Below are 19,227 nucleotides of genomic sequence, written 5' to 3' on the forward strand. Positions count from 1 at the left end.
TTGATTTATTTGGTCCACAATATTAGATAATCCCTTCTCCACCCCCCGACCTTGACCCAGGTCAAGAAGGCCGCCTATACTGAAAGTTAAGCACGAAGGAGGTGGAGTCCATGCGAAAGGTGTTCTTCGTTTTGGCGTTAGTGGTCCTGTTGAACTTTTCCCTTCCCGCTCGCTCCGAGGTGCTCAGCACCACGGAGAAGGAGGTCTACGCGGTTTACCTGGTGCCGGCTCCCCGGGCCTTTCCCACCGAACTCGGTTATGTGATCACCAGCTTCGGGCCGGGGAACATCAACTTTCTCGAGCGGGTGGATGTGGTGGTGGATCGTGAGGGACGCCTTCAGGGGATACAGCTGGTCTATACTCCGCCGGACGGCTTTCGGCGACATGTGTTTCTGGCGGGAAAACGCAGCCTCATCGTTCAGGAAGCCCGACCGGGATCCCTCAAGAAAAAGGTCCTCTTCCGGGTGATTACCTCCGACGAACTCAACCGGCTGGATTAGAAAAGTCCCGGAGGCGGAAGAGGCTCCTCAGGGGAAACCCCCTTTCGGAAAGGGCCTCCGCCCCTCCCTCCTCCCGATCCACCAGGGCCACCACCGCCAGCACCTTGAGGCCAAACTCCTCGGCCCGCCCGCAGGCCTTGAGGGCCGACCCTCCGGTGGTCACCACATCCTCAAGGATGACCGCCCGCATACCCGGTCGCACATGCCCTTCAATGTACCTCTGCGTACCGTGGCCCTTGGGCTCCTTCCGTACGATAAAACCCTCCAGGGTATATCCCTCAAGTCCGGCCGCGAAGCACACCGCCGCCACCAGCGGGTCCGCCCCCAGGGTAAGACCTCCCACGGCCTCGGGTTCAAACTCCCGCACCTCCTCCCAGAGGAGACGACCGAGGAGCGGCAGAGCTTCAGAAAAGAGGGTCACCCGTTTGCAATCCAGGTAGTGCCGGCTCACCCGCCCGGAGGCCAGGCGGAACCCCTCCTCCCTAAACAGATAGGCCCTTTCCTTAAGGAGCCTGAACAGTTTCTCCCTCATCGCTTACGATCTCCGTGCCCACCCCGTGGTCGGTAAAGAGCTCGAGGAGCAGAGCGTGGGGAACCCGCCCGTCGATGATGTGAGCCTTCTTCACCCCGGCCGAAAGGGCCTTTTTGGCACTTTTCAGCTTGGGAATCATGCCCCCCCGGGCCACCTCTTCCTCAAGCAGGTCATCCACCTGGTTCAGCGTAAGACTTGAGAGGAGACGCCCCTGCCGGTCAAGGACTCCCTCCACATCGGTGAGGTAGATGACCTTTTCCGCCGAAAGAGACCCGGCCACCGCTCCGGCCACGAGATCGGCGTTTATGTTGTAGGCCTCCCCGTCCGGCCCCACTCCCACCGGGGCGATCACCGGAATGAAGTCCCTTTCCATGAGGGTAAAAAGGACCTCCGGGTTGACCCGTTTCACCTTCCCCACCCTGCCGATGTCGATGATCTCCGGGGGACGATCCTCCCCGGTGTAGCGATAAACCCGCATCTTTTCGGCCTCGATGAGGTCACCGTCACGGCCGGAAAGCCCCACCGCCCGGCCCCCGTGACGATTGATCAAACTCACGATGCTTTTGTTCACCGTGCCCACCAGGACCATCTCCACCACGCTCATCGTCTCGGGATCGGTGACCCTCTGGCCTTCCACGAAGACCGGCTTGAGGCCCATCCTCTTCATGACCTCGCTTATCTGAGGGCCACCACCGTGAACGATGACCGGACGAATCCCCACATACTTCATGAGAACGATGTCCTGAGCGAAGGCCTCCTTCAGGGCCGGATCCACCATGGCGTGGCCGCCGTACTTGACCACCACCACCTTACCGTAAAAAAGACGAATGTAAGGCAGGGCCTCGACGAGAACGCGCGCGGTGTCCATTTGGAGATTCGCCATGCTTTGGGTATATATAGCAAAAAAGGGGAACCGTCAAAGTGGCCTTCCTGCGGCGCATCGAAAATCAGACCCTTATAGCCATCCTGCTTTCCGCACTCCTGGCCGCCGTCTTTCCCGCTCCCTTCCTCAAGACGGAGATCCTGGGACGCGTCTTTCTGCGGCTCCTCAAGATGGTGGTGGCTCCGTTGATCTTTACCTCGGTCTTCGTGAGCGTAGCACGCCTCCGGGATCTCCGCGTGATCGAGCGCCTCGGCCTGCGCACCCTCCTTTACTACCTGGGCACCACGGCCCTTTCGGTCCTCACCGGACTCCTTCTGGTAAACCTCATAAAACCGGCGGCTCCCCTTAATTTCTCCGGAGTTCCCCACCTAAAAACCGTGTCCCTTGCGGATCTTCTCCTGGGTCTATTTCCGGAGAATCCTTTCCGGAGCCTCGCCCGCACCGAGGTGCTTCCTCTCATATTTTTTGCCCTGGTTCTCGCCGCGGCCTCCCTCAGGGCGGGAGAAAAGACGGAAAGTCTCCGGAACTTCCTCGAGGCCGCAAACGAAGCCCTCCTGGCCCTCACCCGGGGTGTGATCCGGCTCACCCCCGCGGGGGTCTTCTTCCTGGTGGGGGCTCTGGTGGCCCGGGAGGGACTAAGACCCCTCCTTTCCCTGGCGGAGTACGCGGGGACGGTGATTCTGGGGCTTACGATTCACGGATTCGTCACCCTGCCCCTCCTCCTTTCCCTGCTGGCCCGAACCCCTCCCTTTACCTATCTGGCCTCGGTGCGGGAGGCCCTGCTTCTGGCCTTTTCCACGGCCTCGAGTTCGGCCACCCTTCCGGTGACCCTGGAGGTGGCCGAGGAGAAGGCCTGCATCCGGCCGGAGGTGGCCGGTTTCGTGCTCCCCCTGGGCTCCACGGTGAACATGGACGGCACGGCGCTTTACGAGGCCGTGGCCGCCATGTTCATTGCTTACTCCTACGGCCTTTCCCTGAGCCTTTCCCAGCAGGTTCTGATCTTCCTTACCGCGGTGCTGGCCTCGGTGGGGGCGGCCGGCATCCCCAGCGCCGGCCTGGTCACCATGACCATGGTGCTCCAGTCGGTGGGGCTTCCGCTGGAGGGGATCGGACTGATCTTGGCGGTGGACCGTTTTCTGGATATGCTACGAACCAGCGTGAATGTCTGGGGGGATCTGGTGGGTGCCCGGATCGTTCAGCGCTGGCTTTACGGGGAGGGCTAGAGATTACCACTTTCGAAAAGGAACGCCTTATCCCGGACACCAGCATTTTCACCAACCCGGATGTTTATCGGCAGTTCGGGGAAAGCCCCGCCGAGGCCTTCCGGCGATTTCTGGAACTGGCCGCGGAGGCGGAGGGGCTCGCCGTTTACATGCCCTCCTCCACCTACGAGGAACTCAAAAAGATGGTCAAGGATCTGCGCATCCCTCCCCGGGCCCGGGCCATCTTCAAGGTAAAGTCCCCCCGGAAATACGAGCTTCAGATCCCGGCCTTTCTTCTTTACGAGTTCATTGAGGATCTGCGCAAACGCATAAACAAGGGGCTCCGGGTGGCTGAGGAGGCGGTGCGCCTCTCCTCGGCGAAAAAACCGGGGGAGGTCATCAACATTCTACGGCGCAAATACCGGGAGGCCCTTCGAGAGGGGATCGTGGACAGTCGCGAGGACCTGGAGCTGATCCTCCTCGCTCTCGAGCTTGACGGAATCGTTCTTTCCGCGGACCGGGGGGTCCTCCTCATGGCGGACAAGCTGGGGATCCGGTATGTGCCCCCCGCGGAGGTCCGGGAAACCCTCGAGGGTTTTCGCTATCTAGGTTAAGGGTTCCTCGAAGAGGGGGACTTCCTCTATCGGTTCGGCGTAATCGTCGAGCCAGTAGGCCCCGGGGTTGCGGCGATAGATCAGCACCTTTCCGGTGTCCTGCTCTCGGGCCGCTCGATGGAACTTAAAGACGATGTTTTCCCGGGTAAGGGCCACGATTTCCAGTTTTCCCATGGCATGGGACATCACGAAACGCACCCGCTTGGCAATTCCGGAGACCCGTCCCCGGGCGGCCTCAAAGATGCGGTAGCCCCTCTCCACGGGCACCGCATAGGGCTTGTTCCCCAGGGTGGGACGACACTGAAACACATAGTAGGGGGCCACTCCCAGGCCGGCCAGCTTCCGGAAGAGTTCGGCGAGAATCGCGGGGTCGTCGTTTACGCCGGCGATGAGGGGACACTGATTGAGGAGCTGCACCCCGGCCCTGAGCAGAAGCTCGCAGGCCCTCTCGGCCTCCGGAGTAACCTCCCGGGGATGGTCGAAGTGGGTGATAAGGTAGATGCGCTTTCCCGGACGGCTGTAAGTCCTGAGCAGTTCCAGAAGTTCCGGATCGTTGAGGATGCGCTCCGGCCAGTAGGAGAGAATGCGGCTCCCCAGACGGATGTAACGCACATGGGGCACCCTGCGCACGGCCTCGATGAGTTCTCTGAGTCGGGGGGTGGACAGCATGAGGGCGTCCCCTCCGGAGAAGATGACATTGGTGACCTCGGGATGTCTTTCGAGATACCGCACCAGCCCGTCCAGGTCACGAAGGCGTTCCTCCCGGCGCTCCGGGGTCTCCAGAAAAAGTCTCTTGCGGAAACAGTAACGGCACAATCCGGCGCAACGGTTGGAGGCCAGGACCAGAACCGTGGAGTCGTACTTGTGCTGCACACCCTCCATCACCGTATAACTCCCCTCGCTGGAGGGATCGATCCTCCCCCAGACCTCAAGCTCCCCCTCGTCCGGGACCACCACCCGGCGGAGAGGATCGGCGGGGTCGTTAAAGTTAATGAGTCTCAAGTAATAAGACGAACAAAAAAACGGAAAGCGGTCCGCCACTTTTTGAAGCCGGGCCCGCTCCTCGGTCGAAAGAGGAAGTTCCGAGAGGTCTCTCACAAACTGCACCTTATGGGGCATGACCTATCACCTCCTTCCGAGCACCACGAACGGCGGATTTGACGGGATACGGGCGGTCTAAAACCAGAATAACGGATAAGCCTTGCGTGTCAAGGCTTCAAAAGGGGAAAAAGGAGGGCTACAATTTTGAAAAAATCAAAAAGAAGCCGTAATCTGGTGATAGATTATATCCGCAAGGTCCTCCGCTAGTTTACGCAGGGCCGCCTCCCGACCGGGATCGAGTACCCCGGAGGTCGTGCCCTCCACGGGATAGTTTTCGTAACGGGACAGGTGTGCGTTGCGCCACACCAGACGCCCCCCGCGGGTGCGCAGGCGCGCCACCACCCTTATGGAAACCCTCCGTTCCAGGGTCTCGGTGTAAACATTGTAGGCCACTCCGCCGATGGCGATACTCTTCACCTCCCCGGAAAGCACCAGGTCCGCCTTTTCCGGTGAGTCCACCAGGCGAAGAAACGAACTCCGGGCCAGCCTCCTCCTCAGGGCTTCGGCCAGCCACACCCCGGCCCGCGTCTCCGAGGTCCGGTTGCGAAAGATCGCCACATAGACGGTGCGCCAGTCCGGAGAAAATCCCGGGGGTCTTTCCCGGAAGCGATATCCGCAGGCCCCCAGGAAGATCAGAAAAAGGCCCAACCAGACTCTAACCGGCCACAAAGTTGATGAGCCTCCCGGGCACGAAGATTACCTTGCGGATGTTTTTCCCCTCCAGGTGTCGTTTCACCCGGGGCGAGGAAAGGGCCGCCTCCCGCACCTCCTCCTCGGAGACCCCGGCGGGAAGTCGCAGGTTGTCCCGGACCTTCCCGTTCACCTGAACCACGATGGTGATCTCCTCCTCCCGGGCCGCCTCCTCGTCGAACTCCGGCCAGGAAGCCTCGGAGACCAGACCCTCCTCCCCCAGGGCCTCCCAGAGCTCCTCGCAGAGGTGGGGCGTCATGGGAGCCAGTAGCAGTACCACCGTCCGCAGGGTCTCCTTGAGAACGGGCGGAAAAGCGGGGTCATCGGGGGAGACCTCCTTCAGGGTGTCCTCGAGGAAGTTCACCAGCTCCATCACCGCGGCGATAGCGGTGTTAAAGTGGAGACGCTCCTCGAGGTCCTGCGTTACCTTACGGATGGTTTGATGGGTCTTACGGCGGAGGGCCCGAAGTGCGGGCGAAAGATCGCGCCCGTCCCCGGCATAGGCCTTTACCCCTTTAAGTTCTCCGGCCCGGTCCGTCACCAGCGCGTAGAGCCTTTTCAGGAATCGATAAGCTCCCTCTATCCCGCGGTCGCTCCACTCGAGGTCCTTTTCCGGCGGAGCGGCAAAGAGCATGAAAAGCCGCACCGTGTCGGCCCCGTAACGGCGGACCATCTCGTCAGGGTCCACCACATTGCACTTGCTCTTGGACATCTTCTCCGGGCGCCCTACCCTAACCCTCTCCCCGCAACCCTCCCGCAAACAGGTCCCCTCCTCCGAAACCTCCTCCGGATAGAGCCAGCCGTGACGGGGACACCGGTAGGGTTCCTTTATGACCATGCCCTGGGTAAGAAGCCTCTCAAAGGGCTCGTCAAAGTCCACATATCCCAGATCCCGGAGCACCCGGGTAAAGAAGCGGGCGTAAAGGAGGTGAAGGATGGCGTGTTCTATGCCCCCGATGTACTGATCCACCGGAAGCCAGTAATGGACTTTTTCCCGGTCGAGAGGATCCCGGGATTCCGGACAGGCGAACCGGGCAAAGTACCAGGAGGACTCAACAAAGGTGTCGAAGGTGTCAGTTTCACGGCGAGCCGGCCCTCCACATCGGGGGCACGAAGTCTGGACGAAACTTTCGAGCTTGGGAAGCGGGGAGCGACCGGCTTCGTCGAGCTGGGCGTTTAAGGGAAGTTTTACTGGAAGGTTCTCCGGCTTCTCCGGAACGATCCCGCACCGATCACAGTAAACCACGGGGATGGGACAGCCCCAGTAGCGCTGCCGGCTCACCCCCCAGTCCCGCAAACGGTAGGTCACCCGCCGACGCCCCACCCCTTTTTCCTCAAGATGCTCCACCACTCGACGCTTCCCCTCCTCGCTGGAAAGCCCCGTAAAGGGACCGGAATTCACCATAACGCCCGGAGCCTCGTAGGCCTCCTCCATGGTGGCTGGATCCAGCTCACCGTCCGGAGGGTTGATCACCACCTTTACGGGAAGACCGTACCTGCGGGCGAACTCGAAGTCCCTCTGATCGTGAGCCGGCACGGCCATCACCGCCCCGGTCCCGTATTCCATGAGCACGAAGTTGGCCGCGTAGATGGGGACCCTCTCACCGGTCAGGGGATGCAGGGCGTAGGCCCGGAGGAAAAGCCCCTCCTTCTCCGCCACCCCTTCCTCGATCTCGCGGCGCGCCCGTCGGGCCCGTTCACGGAGCTCGGAAAGTTCACGGGAAAGCCCGGCCCTTTCGGCCAGGCGCTCGGCCAGGGGATGTTCCGGGGAAAGCGAAACAAAAGTCACCCCGAAGAGGGTGTCCGGACGGGTGGTGAAGACGGTAATCTTTTCCGAAAGTCCCTCCACGGGAAAGTCTATTTCGGCCCCCTCGCTCTTCCCGATCCAGTTGCGCTGCATGGTGAGGACCTTCTCGGGCCACTTACCCCGCAGCCTCTCAAGACCCGAAAGAAGCTCCTCGGCGTAAGCGGTGATCCGGAAGAACCAGCCCTCCATCTCCCGCTGGGTGACCTCCGTGCCGCAACGCCAGCAGGCCCCGTCCTCCACCTGTTCGTTGGCCAGCACCGTGTGACAGCTCGGACACCAGTTCACCAGGGTCTTCTTCCGATAGGCCAGCCCCCGCTCGAGCATCTGGATGAAAAAGAGCTGCTCGTGCCGGTAGTACTCGTGGTCGCAGGTGGCGAATTCCCGGGTCCAGTCGTAGCTGAACCCCAGACGGCGGAGCTGACGGCGCATGTAGTCTATGTTGTCGTAAGTCCAGTCCGCGGGGTGCACTCCGTGCCGGAGGGCGGCGTTTTCCGCGGGCAACCCGAAGGCATCCCAGCCCATGGGATGAAGCACATTGAAGCCCCGCATCTTCCGGTACCGGGCGACGACATCCCCGATGGTGTAATTGCGCACATGCCCCATGTGGATGCGTCCCGAGGGATAGGGAAACATTTCAAGCACATAATACTTGGGGCGCCCCGGGTCCACCTCGGTGCGAAAAATCCCCTTCTCCTCCCAGATCCTCTGCCACTTTTCCTCGATCTCCTGCGGACGCCAGTCCGCCATTCCGGCCCTCCTAAAGACTCCTGATGTTCTCGATCACAGCCTCACCGAACTCCGAGCACCTGACCTCTTTCGCCCCCTCGATCTGGCGGGCGAGATCGTAGGTCACGATCTTCTGCTGCACGGTGCGGGCGACACCCTCCCAGACCAGCCGGGCGGCCTCCTCCCAGCCCAGGTACTCGAGCATCATCATACCGGAAAGGATAAGCGAGGAGGGATTGACCTTGTCCTGACCGGCGTACTTGGGAGCCGAGCCGTGGGTGGCCTCGAAGACGGCGTACCCGTCGCCGATGTTCCCCCCGGGGGCCATTCCCAACCCCCCCACCTGCGCCGCCAGGGCGTCGGACATGTAGTCCCCGTTGAGGTTGGGCATGGCCAGCACGCTGTAGTCCGCGGGACGCAGAAGGGCCCACTGAAACATGGCATCCGCAATACGATCCTTGATCACCACCACCCCCTCCGGAACGCCATCCGGATAGCGCTCCGCCACCTCGGACTCGGGCACCGTCCGATCCGGAAATTCCTCCCGGGCCAGCTCGTAGCCCCACCTGCAGAAGGCCCCCTCGGTAAACTTCATGATGTTGCCCTTGTGCACCAGGGTCACGCTGGGCTTGCCCCGGGAGAGGGCGTACTGAATGGCCTTGCGCACCAGGCGTTTGGTTCCGAAGGGGCTTATGGGTTTGATCCCGATCCCGGAATCAGGACGAATCTCCTTCCCGAACTCCTCCCGGATGAATTCGATGAGCCGCCGGGCCTCCTTCGAACCGGACTCCCATTCTATGCCCGCGTAAACATCCTCGGTGTTCTCCCGGAAAACCACCATGTCCACCAGCTCGGGGTGTTTCACCGGGCTAGGGGTCCCCGGCACCCAGCGCACCGGACGCACGCAGGCGTAAAGATCCAGGACCTGCCGAATGGTCACATTGAGACTGCGAATTCCGCCCCCCACCGGGGTGGTAAGGGGCCCCTTGATGGCCACCACATGCTCTTTGATGGCCTTAAGAGTCTCCTCCGGCAGATAGGAGCCGGTGGCCTCACGGGCCTTCTCCCCGGCCAGGATTTCCTTCCAGTGGATGCGCCTGCGCCCACCGTAGGCCTTATCCACCGCCGCATCCAGCACCTTCCTCATCACCGGGGTTATGTCCACGCCGATTCCGTCGCCTTCGATGTAGGGGATGATGGGTTCGTCGGGCACGGAAAGGGTCCCGTCCGGATTGAGCCGGATCTTTTCCGCCATGAAAGCCTCCTTCCCGAAAGTTTTAGGCCTTTCCTACCCCAAAAAGGGGATCTTCACAACCCTTTACCTCTCCTCCCCCCGGCGCTAAATTGAGACGATGAGAGATTTTATTCGACTTCTGCGTTCCTATCTAGAGTACTTTGAGCTTCTGGGGGTGGAGTCCGTGCCGGCCTGGCCGGAGGTAAAGTCCTTTCTGGATCTGGATCCCCTGGTGCCGGAGACCCTGGAGGATCTGGTCAGGGAGATCCGGAGTTGTCGAAAGTGCGGGCTCTCCCGCACCCGAACTCAGCCGGTGCCCGGGGAGGGCCCTTCGCCCTCCTCCGTGATGCTGGTGGGCGAGGCCCCGGGACGGGAGGAAGACCTGGAGGGACGCCCCTTCGTGGGAGCCGCGGGGAAGTTGCTGGACAGGATGCTTGCGGCCGTCGGGCTGAAACGCTCCGAAATCTACATCACCAATGTGGTCAAGTGCCGTCCCCCGGGCAACCGCACCCCGGAGAGGGAAGAGTTGGAGGCCTGCCGTCCCTACCTGGCCCGGCAAATACGGCTGGTGAAACCCCGGGCTATCCTGGCCCTGGGGGCGGTGGCCGCCCGGAGCCTGTTACTCACCGAAGAACCCCTCTCCCGAATCAGGGGGAAGGTGCATCACCTGGAGGGTATCCCGGTGGTGCCCACCTATCACCCGGCCTATCTCCTGCGCAACCCCGCGGCCAAGAGGGCGGCCTGGGAGGACCTTCAGCTCTTTCAGGGTCTTATCCGGGAGGGGAAATGAAAGGGCTGGCTTTCGCGCTGCTCCTGTTTCTCCTTCCGGGGTTCCGGGTTTCCGGGGCCACCGAAGCCCCCGTCCTCCTGGTAAAGCTTGACGACGCCATCACCCCGGTGTCCGCGGACTTCCTGATCTCCAGTCTCGGGGAGGCCCGGAGGCGGGGCTGTCAGGCGGTTATCTGGGAGATAGATACCCCCGGGGGCCTGGTGGAGTCCACCCGTCGGATCGTGAAGGCCGTGCTGGCCTCACCGGTGCCGGTGGTGGTCTATGTGGCCCCTCCGGGAGCCCGCGCCGCCTCGGCCGGAACCTTCCTGGTGTTAGCCGCCCATGTGGCGGCCATGGCCCCGGGCACCCACCTGGGGGCCGCCCACCCCGTTACCCTCACGGGGCAGAAGATGGACCGGAAAACCCTCAAAAAGATCGAAAACGATCTCTCGGCGTGGGCAAGAAGCCTGGCCCGACTCCGGGGACGCAACCAGGAGTTCGCCGCAAAAGCGGTGACCGAAAGCGAAACCCTCATCGCCGAAGAAGCCCTCAGGAAGGGGGTGGTGGACCTCCTGGCCCGGGATCTCGCGGAACTGCTTCAGAAACTCAACGGCCGCAGGGTGGTGCTTCAGGAAAAGACCGTGATCCTCAAAACCCGCGGAGCCCCCATCATCACCTTCCGGGAAGGGCTCAAGACTAGGGTTCTCAAGTGGCTGGCCCACCCCCAGGTGGCCTACTTTCTCCTCATGCTGGGCCTTGCCGGACTCTACTTTGAGCTCTCCCACCCGGGGGCCATCCTGCCGGGGGTGCTGGGAGGTCTTTCCCTGATCCTGGCACTCTTCGCTCTTCAGATCCTTCCGGTGAATTACGCCGGTCTCCTTCTGATCCTCTTTTCCGTAGTGCTCTACTTTCTGGAGATAAAGGTCACCAGTTACGGACTTCTGGCTCTCACGGGCACCGTCTGTCTTTTCCTGGGCTCCCTCATGCTCTTCGGAAGAGGACCTGAGGGACTCAGGGTCCCCTATTCCACCCTGCTTCCCGTTACCGGGATCATAACCCTGTTCTTCCTGGTGGTTACCTGGCTTGCGGCGCGGGCCCTGAGGCGCCCCCCGGTATCCGGAAAGGAGGGACTCCTGGGTCTGGAGGGTCGCACCATCACGGAGGTGGGCCCCTCCGGGGGCCAGATCTTCGTTTCCGGAGAGATCTGGGAGGCCTCCGCGGAAACCGTTATCCCTCCGGGGACCCCGGTAAAGGTACTCGGCCAGAAGGGTCTGCACCTGCGGGTAGCCCCTCTACCACACGAATCGGCGCAGAGAGGAGAGGTCCGGAGGACTGGATAGGGGTTCAAACCGGAGACCCCTCCCGGAAAAGGTCAGGATCACGGATCTCACCGCAGAGACGGTGGAAGGGGGCAGATCCCGCCTTACGAAAAGTATCCACCGCTCTTCACCGGGAATCTCCACCACCCTCAGGGACTTACCGTATCGCCTGGCCGCGCGTCGCGAGACCCACCCCAGAGAGGCCTTTCCGTTGAGCACCGCGAGCACCACCAGCTTCTCTGAACCCAGAAAAAGGACCTCCCGGGGATCGAGACCCCCAAATTTTCCGGAAAAGTAGGCGGCCTGGATCAGATATCCTCCACGGGAGTAGGGCCAGACCGCCGCCTTTCGGCCGCGATACAGTTTGGCCAGCGCCCCGGCCCTGAAAACCACCACCGGCCGACGGGGATCCTTCAGCACCCACCTACCCTCATAAGGGCCCTTCAGGAGATAGCACCCCGAGGACCCCAGGGCCAGGTGGAACCGCCCCCTCCGGAAGGCCGCCTCGAATCTGGGCCAGGGCAGGGGTTCCAGCTGAACCTTCCTTCCCAGGGTGCGTTCCAGGGCCCGGGCCAGGGGTTTAAAGCGAAAAAAGGTTTCCCTCACCTCCGAGGCGGCCACCACCCCGAAGACAAAATCCCCGGCCCGCAGACTCGGCGCGGACCACAGGAGGAAACACCACACCAGCACGAATACCTTTTTCACAGGGCGGACCCTACCCGGAAATAGCTTACCGCCTCGTGGAGTTTCTCGGCCACGGCCACCAGTTCCTCCACATCCACCTGCATCTCGGTGGCGGCCTCGGCGTTCCGGGAGGCCCCTTCCACCACGGTCTGCATCCGGCGCCGCACCTCGGCGGTCTCCTCACGCTGGGTGTTGGTGTCCCGACTGATTATGCTGGAGTGTTCCACCACCTCTCCGAAGACATCCCCCAGCCTGTCCGCCACCTGCGAGATGGTTCCGGTGACCTCCAGAATGTCCCGGCTCACCTTTCTCAGTTCAAACATGGATCGAGCCGCCTTCTGGCCCAGTTCCTCCTGTTTTTGGGAGGACTCAAAGATCTCCCGTGCGGCTTTTTCCAGATCCTCCATGGCCCGGGCGGCCCTGGCCACCTCGTCGGCCTGAGTCCTAGTCAGCTCCGCCACCTCCTTTACCCCCTCGTAGTTGGCCTCCGTGGCCTCCAGGATCCCCTCCAGGGCCCGTGCTCCCTTCTCCGCCACCTCGCTCCCTTTCCGGGCCTGTTCGATGTTCTGCTCGATGAGAGAGGCTATCTCGTCGGAGCTTTCGGCTATTCGCTCGGAGAGCCGGCGAATTTCCTCGGCCACCACGGCAAATCCCCGCCCGGCCTCCCCGGCCCGGGCCGCCTCGATGGAGGCGTTGAGGGCCAGGAGGTTGGTCTGCTCCGCAATGTCCCGGATGAGATCGATGATTTCGGACATCTGGGCCACGCTCTCCGTAACCCCGCGGAGGGTCTCCAGAGAGGCACCGAGGGCCTCCTTTCCGGTCTGAACCTCCGTGAGGGCCTGGGAGGCCCGTTCCGCCGCCTGCTGCGACCTGGTGAGCGCCCGACGCATTCCCTCCGCGGCCTCCGCCAGCACGCGGGCCGTCTCAGCGGAGACGCGGCTCTGGGCCTCGGCCTTCTCCCGCACCTCCTCGGTCATGAGCACCATGTCCTGCACCTGGTCAAGCGCCACTCCACCCTTTTCGTGGTTTTCCGAGGAAAGAGCGGAAATCTTTTCCGCGATCTGGGAAAGCTCGGTTACGGCCTCCTGCGCCCGGCTCACCGCCTGGGCACTCTTGTTGGCGGCCCCCTCAATCTCCCGGGCCAGACCCTCCAGCCCCTCGATCAGCCGGAAGACCTCTTCGGTCTCCCGGGCGCTGGTCTCGGCACGATGCACGATCTCCCGGGCACTCTCGGCCAGCTCCCGGGCGTGCTCTCGCAGAGCGCTTTCGGCTTCGGTAATTCCCTTAACGGTCTCGGAAAGCTTCTCCAGAAACTGATTTATGGTCACTGCAATATCCGCTACCTCGGGTACTCCCCGGGGAGCCATGCGTCTTTCCAGATCAAAAGTCCCCACGATCTCCCTCAGGCTCCGTAATTGAGCCAGAAGAGGCCGTGTAACACTCTTCTCAAGCACTAGGAATAGTCCCAGCACCAGCAAACCGCCAATCACTACCAGCGCCACGAAAAGGCGCTGATTGAACTTCAGAAACACGGCCAGGGTCTCCTCCGGCACGGCCAGCCCCAGACTCCACCGTTTGCCCAGTATCGGAAGGGACCGCAGGGCGGCAAAATACCGACGCCCGGCTACATCCACCTCGGAAACGCCCGCCTCCGCCTTTAAAAAGGCGGGCAGTCTGATAGATCCCCAGATGAGTTCCCCCTTCTCCCCCCTCAATACCGCTTCAGCCCCGGGAAGAATAAGCATATCCTTGATTTCCCGGCCCAGGGTTTCCACCGGAATGGTAGCCAGCAACCAGCCTCGCTCGTTATTCCCGGCCTCCACCATGGCACCTAGCCCCAGGTAGGTCTTCCCGCCAAAACTCACCCTTTCGAGCACGAAGACCCCGGGCTTATCGGGGAGCACGAGCTTCAGGGTCTTTCCCAGATTCTCCGGACGGCCGGAGGCAAGGATGTTCTTCTGGGGACCGATCACCCACAGGTCGTAATAGGTGTGATACACCCGGAGCAGGTTGGCCAGGTAATCGTTCGCCCCGGCCTGTCCGCCGCCTATGAGCACCGCAGTCTTGATCACCTCGGTTCCTGACCAGCTTCGAACCTCAAGAATACGCTGATCAAAAAATTCCTCCAGTCGGGCCTTGAGAGTGCGAAACTGGTTAGCAAAGTTTGCCTGGAGGTTCTGTCTCAGAAATTTTTGAGTCTGGATATGGTGATAGAAGAGCACTCCCTGTACCACCAAAAAAGCCAGGATGGCCCCCAGAACGAACCGGGCCCGGAAACCGAATCTCATCGTTGCCCTCCTTCTTTTAGTATGAGTGCCGGGTTAAGCACCAGTGCCGAGCGACCTCCCAGAAGCAACTGGCCCAATACACCCGGAGGGAGCCCTTCCACAGGCTCCGGCTCAGTATCGACATCATACTGTTGCCCCAGTCGGGAGGCCCCGAAACCGAGATTCTCCTCCGTTCCGCAGACCACCAGATAACGAAAAGGGACAGGGCGCGGTTCCCCGAGATAGGCCTCCAGATCCACCACCGGAACGGTCTGCCCCCGGAAAAAACTGAACCCTACCAGCCAGTTTGGCCCCCAGTCCGCAGGGGTCAAAGTATCCAGTCTAGTCACGCCCTCCACGCTTTCTATTCCCAGAGCGAAAAAGCGCTCCCCCTTCCAGAAAGTGAAGTAAACAGCCATTGCTGGTATTTTAGGCAAAGGCTATTTTAAAAGTCAAGCTATCTTTCCGAAAAACGGGGGTCAGGTATGAGTGAACTCGTTAGATTCGGAGTCTCCATTCCGGAAAGTCTTCTCAAGCGTTTCGACGAATATCTGGCCCGCAAGCACTACCGCAACCGTTCCGAAGCCATCCGGGATCTGATCCGGGAAAAATTGGTGGAGGAGGAGTGGAGGGAGAGTCAAACCGAGGTGGTGGGGACCATCACCTATGTGTACGACCACCACAAGAGGGAATTAACCGACCGTCTCGTAGACATTCAGCACGACCATTACGCCCGAATAATTTCCACCCAGCATGTGCACCTGGATCACGATCACTGCCTGGAGGTGATTATCGTGCGGGGAGAGGCCGGGGCGGTACGGGATCTAGCCGACCGCATCCGGGCCCTTAAGGGCATCCTGCACTGCAGCCTTTCCATGACCACCACCGGTAAGACCCTCGCCTAGGGGCCCAGCCGCTCGCCGGGCTCGAGGGCATGCCCTCTCACGAAGTCCCGCACCGGAAGGCGTTTCTTGCCCTCGAGCTGCACCTCTTCCACGGCGAGAATCCCCTCTCCGCAGGCCACAAGCAACCGCCCCTCTTCCACCCCCAGGATCGTTCCCGGCGGGACCCCGGCAGCCCCCGCAAGGGCCCGGGGACGGAAGAGCTTGAAGAGTTTCCCCTTCAGGAAGGTGTAAGCCCCGGGGCGGGGATCAAAGGCCCTTATGCGACCGGCGAGCTCCCCGGCCGAAAGGGAGAAGTCCAGTCGCGCATCCTCTTTCTTTAAGGGCGGGGCGTAACTGGCTCCCTCCTCCGGCTGAGGACGGGGCTTGAGCTTCCCCTCCCGGTGAAGTTCCAGGGCCTCGATCAGGGCCACGGCCCCTAGCCGGCTCAGCCTCTCGTAGAGTTCCCCTCCGGTCTCCTCCTCCCCTATGGGGGTGACTTTCTGGAGGAGGATGGGACCCGTGTCCAGCCCCTCGTCCATCTGCATGATGGTTATCCCGGTCTCCCTTTCGCCGCGAATGAGGGCCCAGCGCACGGGATCGGCCCCCCTGTAGGCGGGAAGGAGGGAGGCGTGAATGTTCCAGCAACCGAAACGGGGAAGCTCGAGAACCTCGCGGGGAAGAATTTTCCCGTAGGCGGCCACCACGACGAGGTCCGGGGCAAGCTCCCGGAGGCTTTCAAGAAACTCCGGATCCCGAAGCCGTTCCGGTTCCAGCACCGGAAGCCCCGCGGACCGGGCCACCTCCTTCACCGGCGAGGGGCGCGGTTTCCACCCCCGTCCCCGGGGACGATCGGGCCGAGTGACCACGGCGAGCACCTCCTCCCGCTCGAGAAGCCCCCGCAGGGCGGGAACGGCGAACTCCGGAGTTCCCATAAAAACCACGCGATACCTCATTTGAGAAGCAGCCTCGCCGGACGAAGCTCTCTGCGGAAGGGATCCAGGATTACTCCCAAAATCTCGAGCGTAACTACTCCCAGGAGATTTTCGTCCTCTCCCTCCTCCCCCAGGATCACCGGAGAGTGCCCCTCTCCGAACGGAAAACGAAAGTAACACTCGGAGATCTTTCGCTTCACCGTGGTGCCATCGGCCAGCACGAATTCGGCCTCCCGCAAAGGTTTAAGACCCAGCTCCTCCCAGACCTCCCGGCGAAGGAGAGAATAGGTAGCCCCGCTGTCCACCAGAAAATTTTCCTCTCTCTCCTTAGGCCCGTTGGATACGATTCCCTTCACATATACCAGTCCCACGAGGAAGACCTCCTATCCCTTGCGAAAGGTCAGGGTGCCTGCTGATTCGTCGTAGTCCACCACGATGTGATCCCCCTCGGCGAACTCTCCGGCGAGGATCTTCATGGCCAGGGGATCCTCCACATGACGCTGGATGGCCCGGCGCAGGGGGCGCGCCCCGTAAACCGGATCGTAGCCCACATTGGCCAGCCACTCCCGGGCCCGATCCGTGAGCTCGATGGTGAGGTGTTTCTCGGAGAGCCGTTCCCGCAGGTACCGGATCTGAATGTCCACTATCCGCATGAGCTCCTCGCGCCCCAGACGATTGAAGATGATGATCTCGTCGATCCGGTTGAGGAACTCCGGGCGGAAGTGCGCCCGCAGGGCCTCCATCACCCTCCGCTCCATCTCCTGACGGTCGACGGTGATCTCCTGGATCCACTGACTCCCGATGTTGGAGGTCATGATGATGATGGTGTTGCGGAAGTCCACCGTGCGTCCCTTACCGTCGGTGAGCCGGCCGTCGTCGAGGATCTGGAGCAGGATGTTGAAGACATCCGGATGGGCCTTCTCGATCTCGTCAAAGAGGATCACGGAGTAAGGTCTCCGCCGCACGGCCTCGGTGAGCTGTCCTCCCTCCTCGTAGCCCACATAGCCGGGAGGGGCCCCGATGAGTCTCGAGACGGCGTGTTTTTCCATGTACTCGGTCATGTCGATACGGATCATGGCCTCCTCGGTGTCGAACATGAACTCGGCCAGGGCCTTGGCGAGCTCCGTTTTCCCCACGCCGGTGGGCCCCAGGAACATGAAGGAACCGATGGGCCGGTTGGGATCCTTGAGTCCGGCCCGGGCCCGCCGTACCGCGTTGGCGATGGCGCTGATGGCGTGATCCTGCCCCACCACCCGCTGTTTGAGGCGTTCCTCCATCCTGAGAAGCTTCTCGCGCTCGGACTCAAGGAGCCTCGAGACCGGAATGCCCGTCCACCTGGCCACGATAAGGGCCACATCCTCGGCGTCCACCTCCTCCTTGAGGAAACGCCGCCCGTGCCGCCGGTGCAGATCCTCGAGACGCCGGTTCTCCTCCTCCAGTTCCTTCTCAAGCTGAGGAATCTGGCCGTAAATGATCTCCGCCACCCGGTTGAGGTCCCCCTTGCGTTCGGCCTGCTGGGCCTCGATGCGGAGCTGGTCGATCCTCTCCTTGAGGTTCCGGATCTTTACGATGACCTCCCGTTCCTCCTGCCACTGGCGTTTCATCTCGTCGGCCCGGGCCCTCAGCTCCTCGAGCTGGCTTTCGATCTTCTGAAGCCGTTCCCGGGCCCGCGGATCGGTCTCCTTCTCCAGGGCCACCTTCTCGATTTCGAGCTGCTTGATCTTGCGCTCCACCTCGTCGATCTCCATGGGCATGGAGTCAATCTCGATCCGCAGCTTGGCCGCGGCCTCGTCGATGAGGTCGATGGCCTTGTCCGGCAGATACCGGTCCGTGATGTAGCGGTGCGAGAGGGTCACCGCGGCCACGATGGCGCTGTCGGTAATGCGCACCCCGTGATGGACCTCGTACTTCTCCTTAAGCCCCCGGAGGATGGCAATGGCCTCTTCCACCGAAGGTTCCTCCACCATTACCGGCTGGAATCGGCGTTCGAGGGCCGGGTCCTTCTCGATGTGCTTGCGGTACTCGTCTATGGTGGTGGCTCCTATGCAGTGGAGTTCACCCCGGGCCAGAGCCGGTTTAAGCATGTTGGCGGCGTCCATGGCCCCCTCGGCCGCCCCGGCCCCCACCAGGGTGTGGATCTCGTCGATGAAAAGAATGATCTCCCCCTCGCTGGCCTGGATCTCGCGCAGAACGGCCTTGAGCCGTTCCTCGAACTCTCCCCGGAACTTGGTTCCGGCGATGAGGGCCCCCAGATCGAGCTGAACGAGGCGCTTGTTCTTGAGAGGATCCGGCACATCGCCGGCCACGATGCGCTGGGCCAGGCCCTCCACGATGGCGGTCTTACCCACTCCGGGCTCGCCCACCAGCACGGGGTTGTTCTTCGTGCGTCGGGAGAGGATCTGGATCACCCGGCGGATTTCCTCGTCCCTTCCGATCACCGGATCGAGTTTGCCGGTCCGGGCCAGGGCCGTGAGGTCGCGTCCGAACTTCTCCAGGGCCTGGTACTTGTCCTCGGGGTTCTGGTCGGTGATGCGCTGTCCCTTGCGGATCTGGCGGATGGTCTCGAGCACATTCTCCTTCGTGACCCCTCTGTTCTGAAGCACCCGGGCCGCCTCGGTGTGAGTCTCCAAGATGGAAAGGAGGAGGTGCTCGGTGGAGATGTACTCGTCGCGCATCTCCCGGGCCAGGCGTTCGGCCCGATCCAGGATCTGCTTCAGGGTCATGGAAAGATAGACCTGATAGCCGGTGCCGGATACCTGCGGCAGTCTATCCAGGTATTCGTCAAGGTCCGAGGCCACCAGCCGGTTGTTTACCCCCAGGCGTTCGAGAATCATGGGCACCAGGCCGCCCTCCTGTTCCACCAGGGCCTTGAGCAGGTGCTCCGGCTCGAGCTGCTGATGTCCGCGCGATTCGGCTATCCTCTGCGCCTCCTGAAGCGCATCCTGAGCCTTAAAGGTGAAACGATCCAGTCTCATTTCCTCAAACCTCCCGAAGTTAAAGTTTTTCGAAAACGATCCGAGAACTAAGGTAAGAACGCCCCCCGGACCGGTCAAGTAAAACCTTCCCGGAAAAATATTCCCGGA

General features: G+C 61.8%; 18 protein-coding genes. 6 read left to right on the forward strand and 12 right to left on the reverse strand.

What is annotated here, in order from left to right; all coding sequences use genetic code 11:
- Positions 1–110: 110 nt before the first annotated feature.
- Entirely contained in the window at positions 111–500 is a 390-nt protein-coding gene (locus tag K3767_RS08060; protein ID WP_221173056.1) for a hypothetical protein, read from the forward strand.
- On the opposite strand, the gene pyrE is transcribed toward K3767_RS08060, so the two are convergent.
- Together pyrE and argB are read right to left on the reverse strand one after the other, a co-directional pair.
- Positions 484–1,032 (reverse strand): orotate phosphoribosyltransferase, encoded by a 549-nt coding sequence (gene pyrE / locus K3767_RS08065; RefSeq protein ID WP_221173057.1) that lies wholly within the window; start codon positions 1,030–1,032, stop codon positions 484–486. The two genes, K3767_RS08060 and pyrE, sit on opposite strands and share 17 nt — an antisense overlap.
- Complete coding sequence (gene argB, locus K3767_RS08070) at positions 1,004–1,900, reverse strand: acetylglutamate kinase (RefSeq protein WP_255592344.1); 897 nt, start codon at positions 1,898–1,900, stop codon at positions 1,004–1,006. Before argB ends, pyrE begins: the two co-directional genes overlap by 29 nt.
- A 53-nt stretch (positions 1,901–1,953) precedes the next feature.
- Here argB and K3767_RS08075 point away from each other — a divergent pair, with 53 nt between their 5' ends.
- Together K3767_RS08075 and K3767_RS08080 are read left to right on the forward strand one after the other, a co-directional pair.
- On the forward strand, positions 1,954–3,138 hold the full coding sequence (locus K3767_RS08075) for a dicarboxylate/amino acid:cation symporter (RefSeq protein ID WP_221173059.1): 1,185 nt from the start codon (positions 1,954–1,956) through the stop codon (positions 3,136–3,138).
- 2 nt (positions 3,139–3,140) lie between these two features.
- Positions 3,141–3,731 carry an RNA ligase partner protein gene (locus K3767_RS08080; RefSeq protein ID WP_370630452.1) on the forward strand — a complete coding sequence of 197 codons (591 nt, stop codon included), beginning with the start codon at positions 3,141–3,143 and terminating at the stop codon, positions 3,729–3,731.
- Here the strand turns inward: K3767_RS08080 and K3767_RS08085 are convergent.
- From K3767_RS08085 to icd, 4 genes are all read right to left on the reverse strand, one after another.
- Positions 3,723–4,850 carry a KamA family radical SAM protein gene (locus tag K3767_RS08085; RefSeq protein ID WP_221173060.1) on the reverse strand — a complete coding sequence of 376 codons (1,128 nt, stop codon included), beginning with the start codon at positions 4,848–4,850 and terminating at the stop codon, positions 3,723–3,725. The two genes, K3767_RS08080 and K3767_RS08085, sit on opposite strands and share 9 nt — an antisense overlap.
- A 135-nt stretch (positions 4,851–4,985) precedes the next feature.
- Positions 4,986–5,501, reverse strand: a complete 516-nt coding sequence (gene lptE, locus K3767_RS08090; protein WP_221173061.1) for an LptE family protein — start codon at positions 5,499–5,501, stop codon at positions 4,986–4,988.
- A complete protein-coding gene (gene leuS / locus K3767_RS08095) occupies positions 5,488–8,076 on the reverse strand; it encodes a leucine--tRNA ligase (RefSeq protein ID WP_221173062.1) in 2,589 nt (862 codons plus the stop codon). The genes lptE and leuS overlap by 14 nt, the downstream gene beginning before the upstream one ends.
- 10 nt (positions 8,077–8,086) lie before the next feature.
- Complete coding sequence (gene icd, locus K3767_RS08100; RefSeq protein ID WP_221173063.1) at positions 8,087–9,310, reverse strand: isocitrate dehydrogenase (NADP(+)); 1,224 nt, start codon at positions 9,308–9,310, stop codon at positions 8,087–8,089.
- Between the two features lie 97 nt (positions 9,311–9,407).
- Here icd and K3767_RS08105 point away from each other — a divergent pair, with 97 nt between their 5' ends.
- Both K3767_RS08105 and K3767_RS08110 read left to right on the forward strand, forming a co-directional pair.
- Positions 9,408–10,079 carry a uracil-DNA glycosylase gene (locus K3767_RS08105; protein WP_221173064.1) on the forward strand — a complete coding sequence of 224 codons (672 nt, stop codon included), beginning with the start codon at positions 9,408–9,410 and terminating at the stop codon, positions 10,077–10,079.
- Entirely contained in the window at positions 10,076–11,398 is a 1,323-nt protein-coding gene (locus K3767_RS08110; protein WP_221173065.1) for a nodulation protein NfeD, read from the forward strand. The genes K3767_RS08105 and K3767_RS08110 overlap by 4 nt, the downstream gene beginning before the upstream one ends.
- On the opposite strand, the gene K3767_RS08115 is transcribed toward K3767_RS08110, so the two are convergent.
- The 3 genes from K3767_RS08115 to K3767_RS08125 are packed head-to-tail and all read right to left on the reverse strand — an operon-like array spanning position 11,351 to position 14,747.
- Entirely contained in the window at positions 11,351–12,082 is a 732-nt protein-coding gene (locus K3767_RS08115) for a PhnD/SsuA/transferrin family substrate-binding protein (RefSeq protein ID WP_221173066.1), read from the reverse strand. The two genes, K3767_RS08110 and K3767_RS08115, sit on opposite strands and share 48 nt — an antisense overlap.
- The gene (locus K3767_RS08120) at positions 12,079–14,349 is read right to left on the reverse strand and encodes a methyl-accepting chemotaxis protein (RefSeq protein ID WP_221173067.1); all 2,271 of its coding nucleotides are present in this window, start codon (positions 14,347–14,349) and stop codon (positions 12,079–12,081) included. Before K3767_RS08120 ends, K3767_RS08115 begins: the two co-directional genes overlap by 4 nt.
- Positions 14,346–14,747, reverse strand: coding sequence for a chemotaxis protein CheW (locus K3767_RS08125; RefSeq protein ID WP_221173068.1), 402 nt, complete (start codon positions 14,745–14,747; stop codon positions 14,346–14,348). The genes K3767_RS08120 and K3767_RS08125 overlap by 4 nt, the downstream gene beginning before the upstream one ends.
- A gap of 66 nt (positions 14,748–14,813) precedes the next feature.
- On the opposite strand from K3767_RS08125, the gene nikR reads away from it, so the two are divergent.
- Positions 14,814–15,233: a nickel-responsive transcriptional regulator NikR gene (gene nikR, locus K3767_RS08130; protein ID WP_221173069.1), complete on the forward strand. Its 420-nt coding sequence runs from the start codon at positions 14,814–14,816 to the stop codon at positions 15,231–15,233.
- On the opposite strand, the gene fmt is transcribed toward nikR, so the two are convergent.
- Genes fmt through clpB form a run of 3 tightly spaced genes read right to left on the reverse strand, consistent with a single transcriptional unit; the run spans position 15,230 to position 19,119 of the window.
- A complete protein-coding gene (gene fmt, locus K3767_RS08135; RefSeq protein WP_221173070.1) occupies positions 15,230–16,165 on the reverse strand; it encodes a methionyl-tRNA formyltransferase in 936 nt (311 codons plus the stop codon). The two genes, nikR and fmt, sit on opposite strands and share 4 nt — an antisense overlap.
- Positions 16,162–16,515: an aspartyl protease family protein gene (locus K3767_RS08140; protein WP_221173071.1), complete on the reverse strand. Its 354-nt coding sequence runs from the start codon at positions 16,513–16,515 to the stop codon at positions 16,162–16,164. The genes fmt and K3767_RS08140 overlap by 4 nt, the downstream gene beginning before the upstream one ends.
- Positions 16,516–16,527: 12 nt before the next feature.
- On the reverse strand, positions 16,528–19,119 hold the full coding sequence (clpB, locus tag K3767_RS08145) for an ATP-dependent chaperone ClpB (protein WP_221173072.1): 2,592 nt from the start codon (positions 19,117–19,119) through the stop codon (positions 16,528–16,530).
- Between the last annotated feature and the right edge of the window lie 108 nt (positions 19,120–19,227).

This window comes from Thermosulfurimonas sp. F29 (assembly GCF_019688735.1).
In the GTDB taxonomy this organism is placed as follows: Bacteria; Desulfobacterota; Thermodesulfobacteria; order Thermodesulfobacteriales; family Thermodesulfobacteriaceae; genus Thermosulfurimonas_A.

What these genes read in the sequence shown, in the direction of transcription:
- fmt (WP_221173070.1), bottom strand. Translation starts at nt 16,165, where the DNA reads ATGAGGTATCGCGTGGTTTTTATGGGAACTCCGGAGTTCGCCGTTCCC.
- K3767_RS08125 (WP_221173068.1), bottom strand. Translation starts at nt 14,747, where the DNA reads ATGGCTGTTTACTTCACTTTCTGGAAGGGGGAGCGCTTTTTCGCTCTG.
- K3767_RS08105 (WP_221173064.1), top strand. Translation starts at nt 9,408, where the DNA reads ATGAGAGATTTTATTCGACTTCTGCGTTCCTATCTAGAGTACTTTGAG.
- leuS (WP_221173062.1), bottom strand. Translation starts at nt 8,076, where the DNA reads ATGGCGGACTGGCGTCCGCAGGAGATCGAGGAAAAGTGGCAGAGGATC.
- K3767_RS08120 (WP_221173067.1), bottom strand. Translation starts at nt 14,349, where the DNA reads ATGAGATTCGGTTTCCGGGCCCGGTTCGTTCTGGGGGCCATCCTGGCT.
- argB (WP_255592344.1), bottom strand. Translation starts at nt 1,900, where the DNA reads ATGGACACCGCGCGCGTTCTCGTCGAGGCCCTGCCTTACATTCGTCTT.
- nikR (WP_221173069.1), top strand. Translation starts at nt 14,814, where the DNA reads ATGAGTGAACTCGTTAGATTCGGAGTCTCCATTCCGGAAAGTCTTCTC.
- K3767_RS08085 (WP_221173060.1), bottom strand. Translation starts at nt 4,850, where the DNA reads ATGCCCCATAAGGTGCAGTTTGTGAGAGACCTCTCGGAACTTCCTCTT.
- clpB (WP_221173072.1), bottom strand. Translation starts at nt 19,119, where the DNA reads ATGAGACTGGATCGTTTCACCTTTAAGGCTCAGGATGCGCTTCAGGAG.
- icd (WP_221173063.1), bottom strand. Translation starts at nt 9,310, where the DNA reads ATGGCGGAAAAGATCCGGCTCAATCCGGACGGGACCCTTTCCGTGCCC.
- K3767_RS08110 (WP_221173065.1), top strand. Translation starts at nt 10,076, where the DNA reads ATGAAAGGGCTGGCTTTCGCGCTGCTCCTGTTTCTCCTTCCGGGGTTC.
- pyrE (WP_221173057.1), bottom strand. Translation starts at nt 1,032, where the DNA reads ATGAGGGAGAAACTGTTCAGGCTCCTTAAGGAAAGGGCCTATCTGTTT.
- K3767_RS08060 (WP_221173056.1), top strand. Translation starts at nt 111, where the DNA reads ATGCGAAAGGTGTTCTTCGTTTTGGCGTTAGTGGTCCTGTTGAACTTT.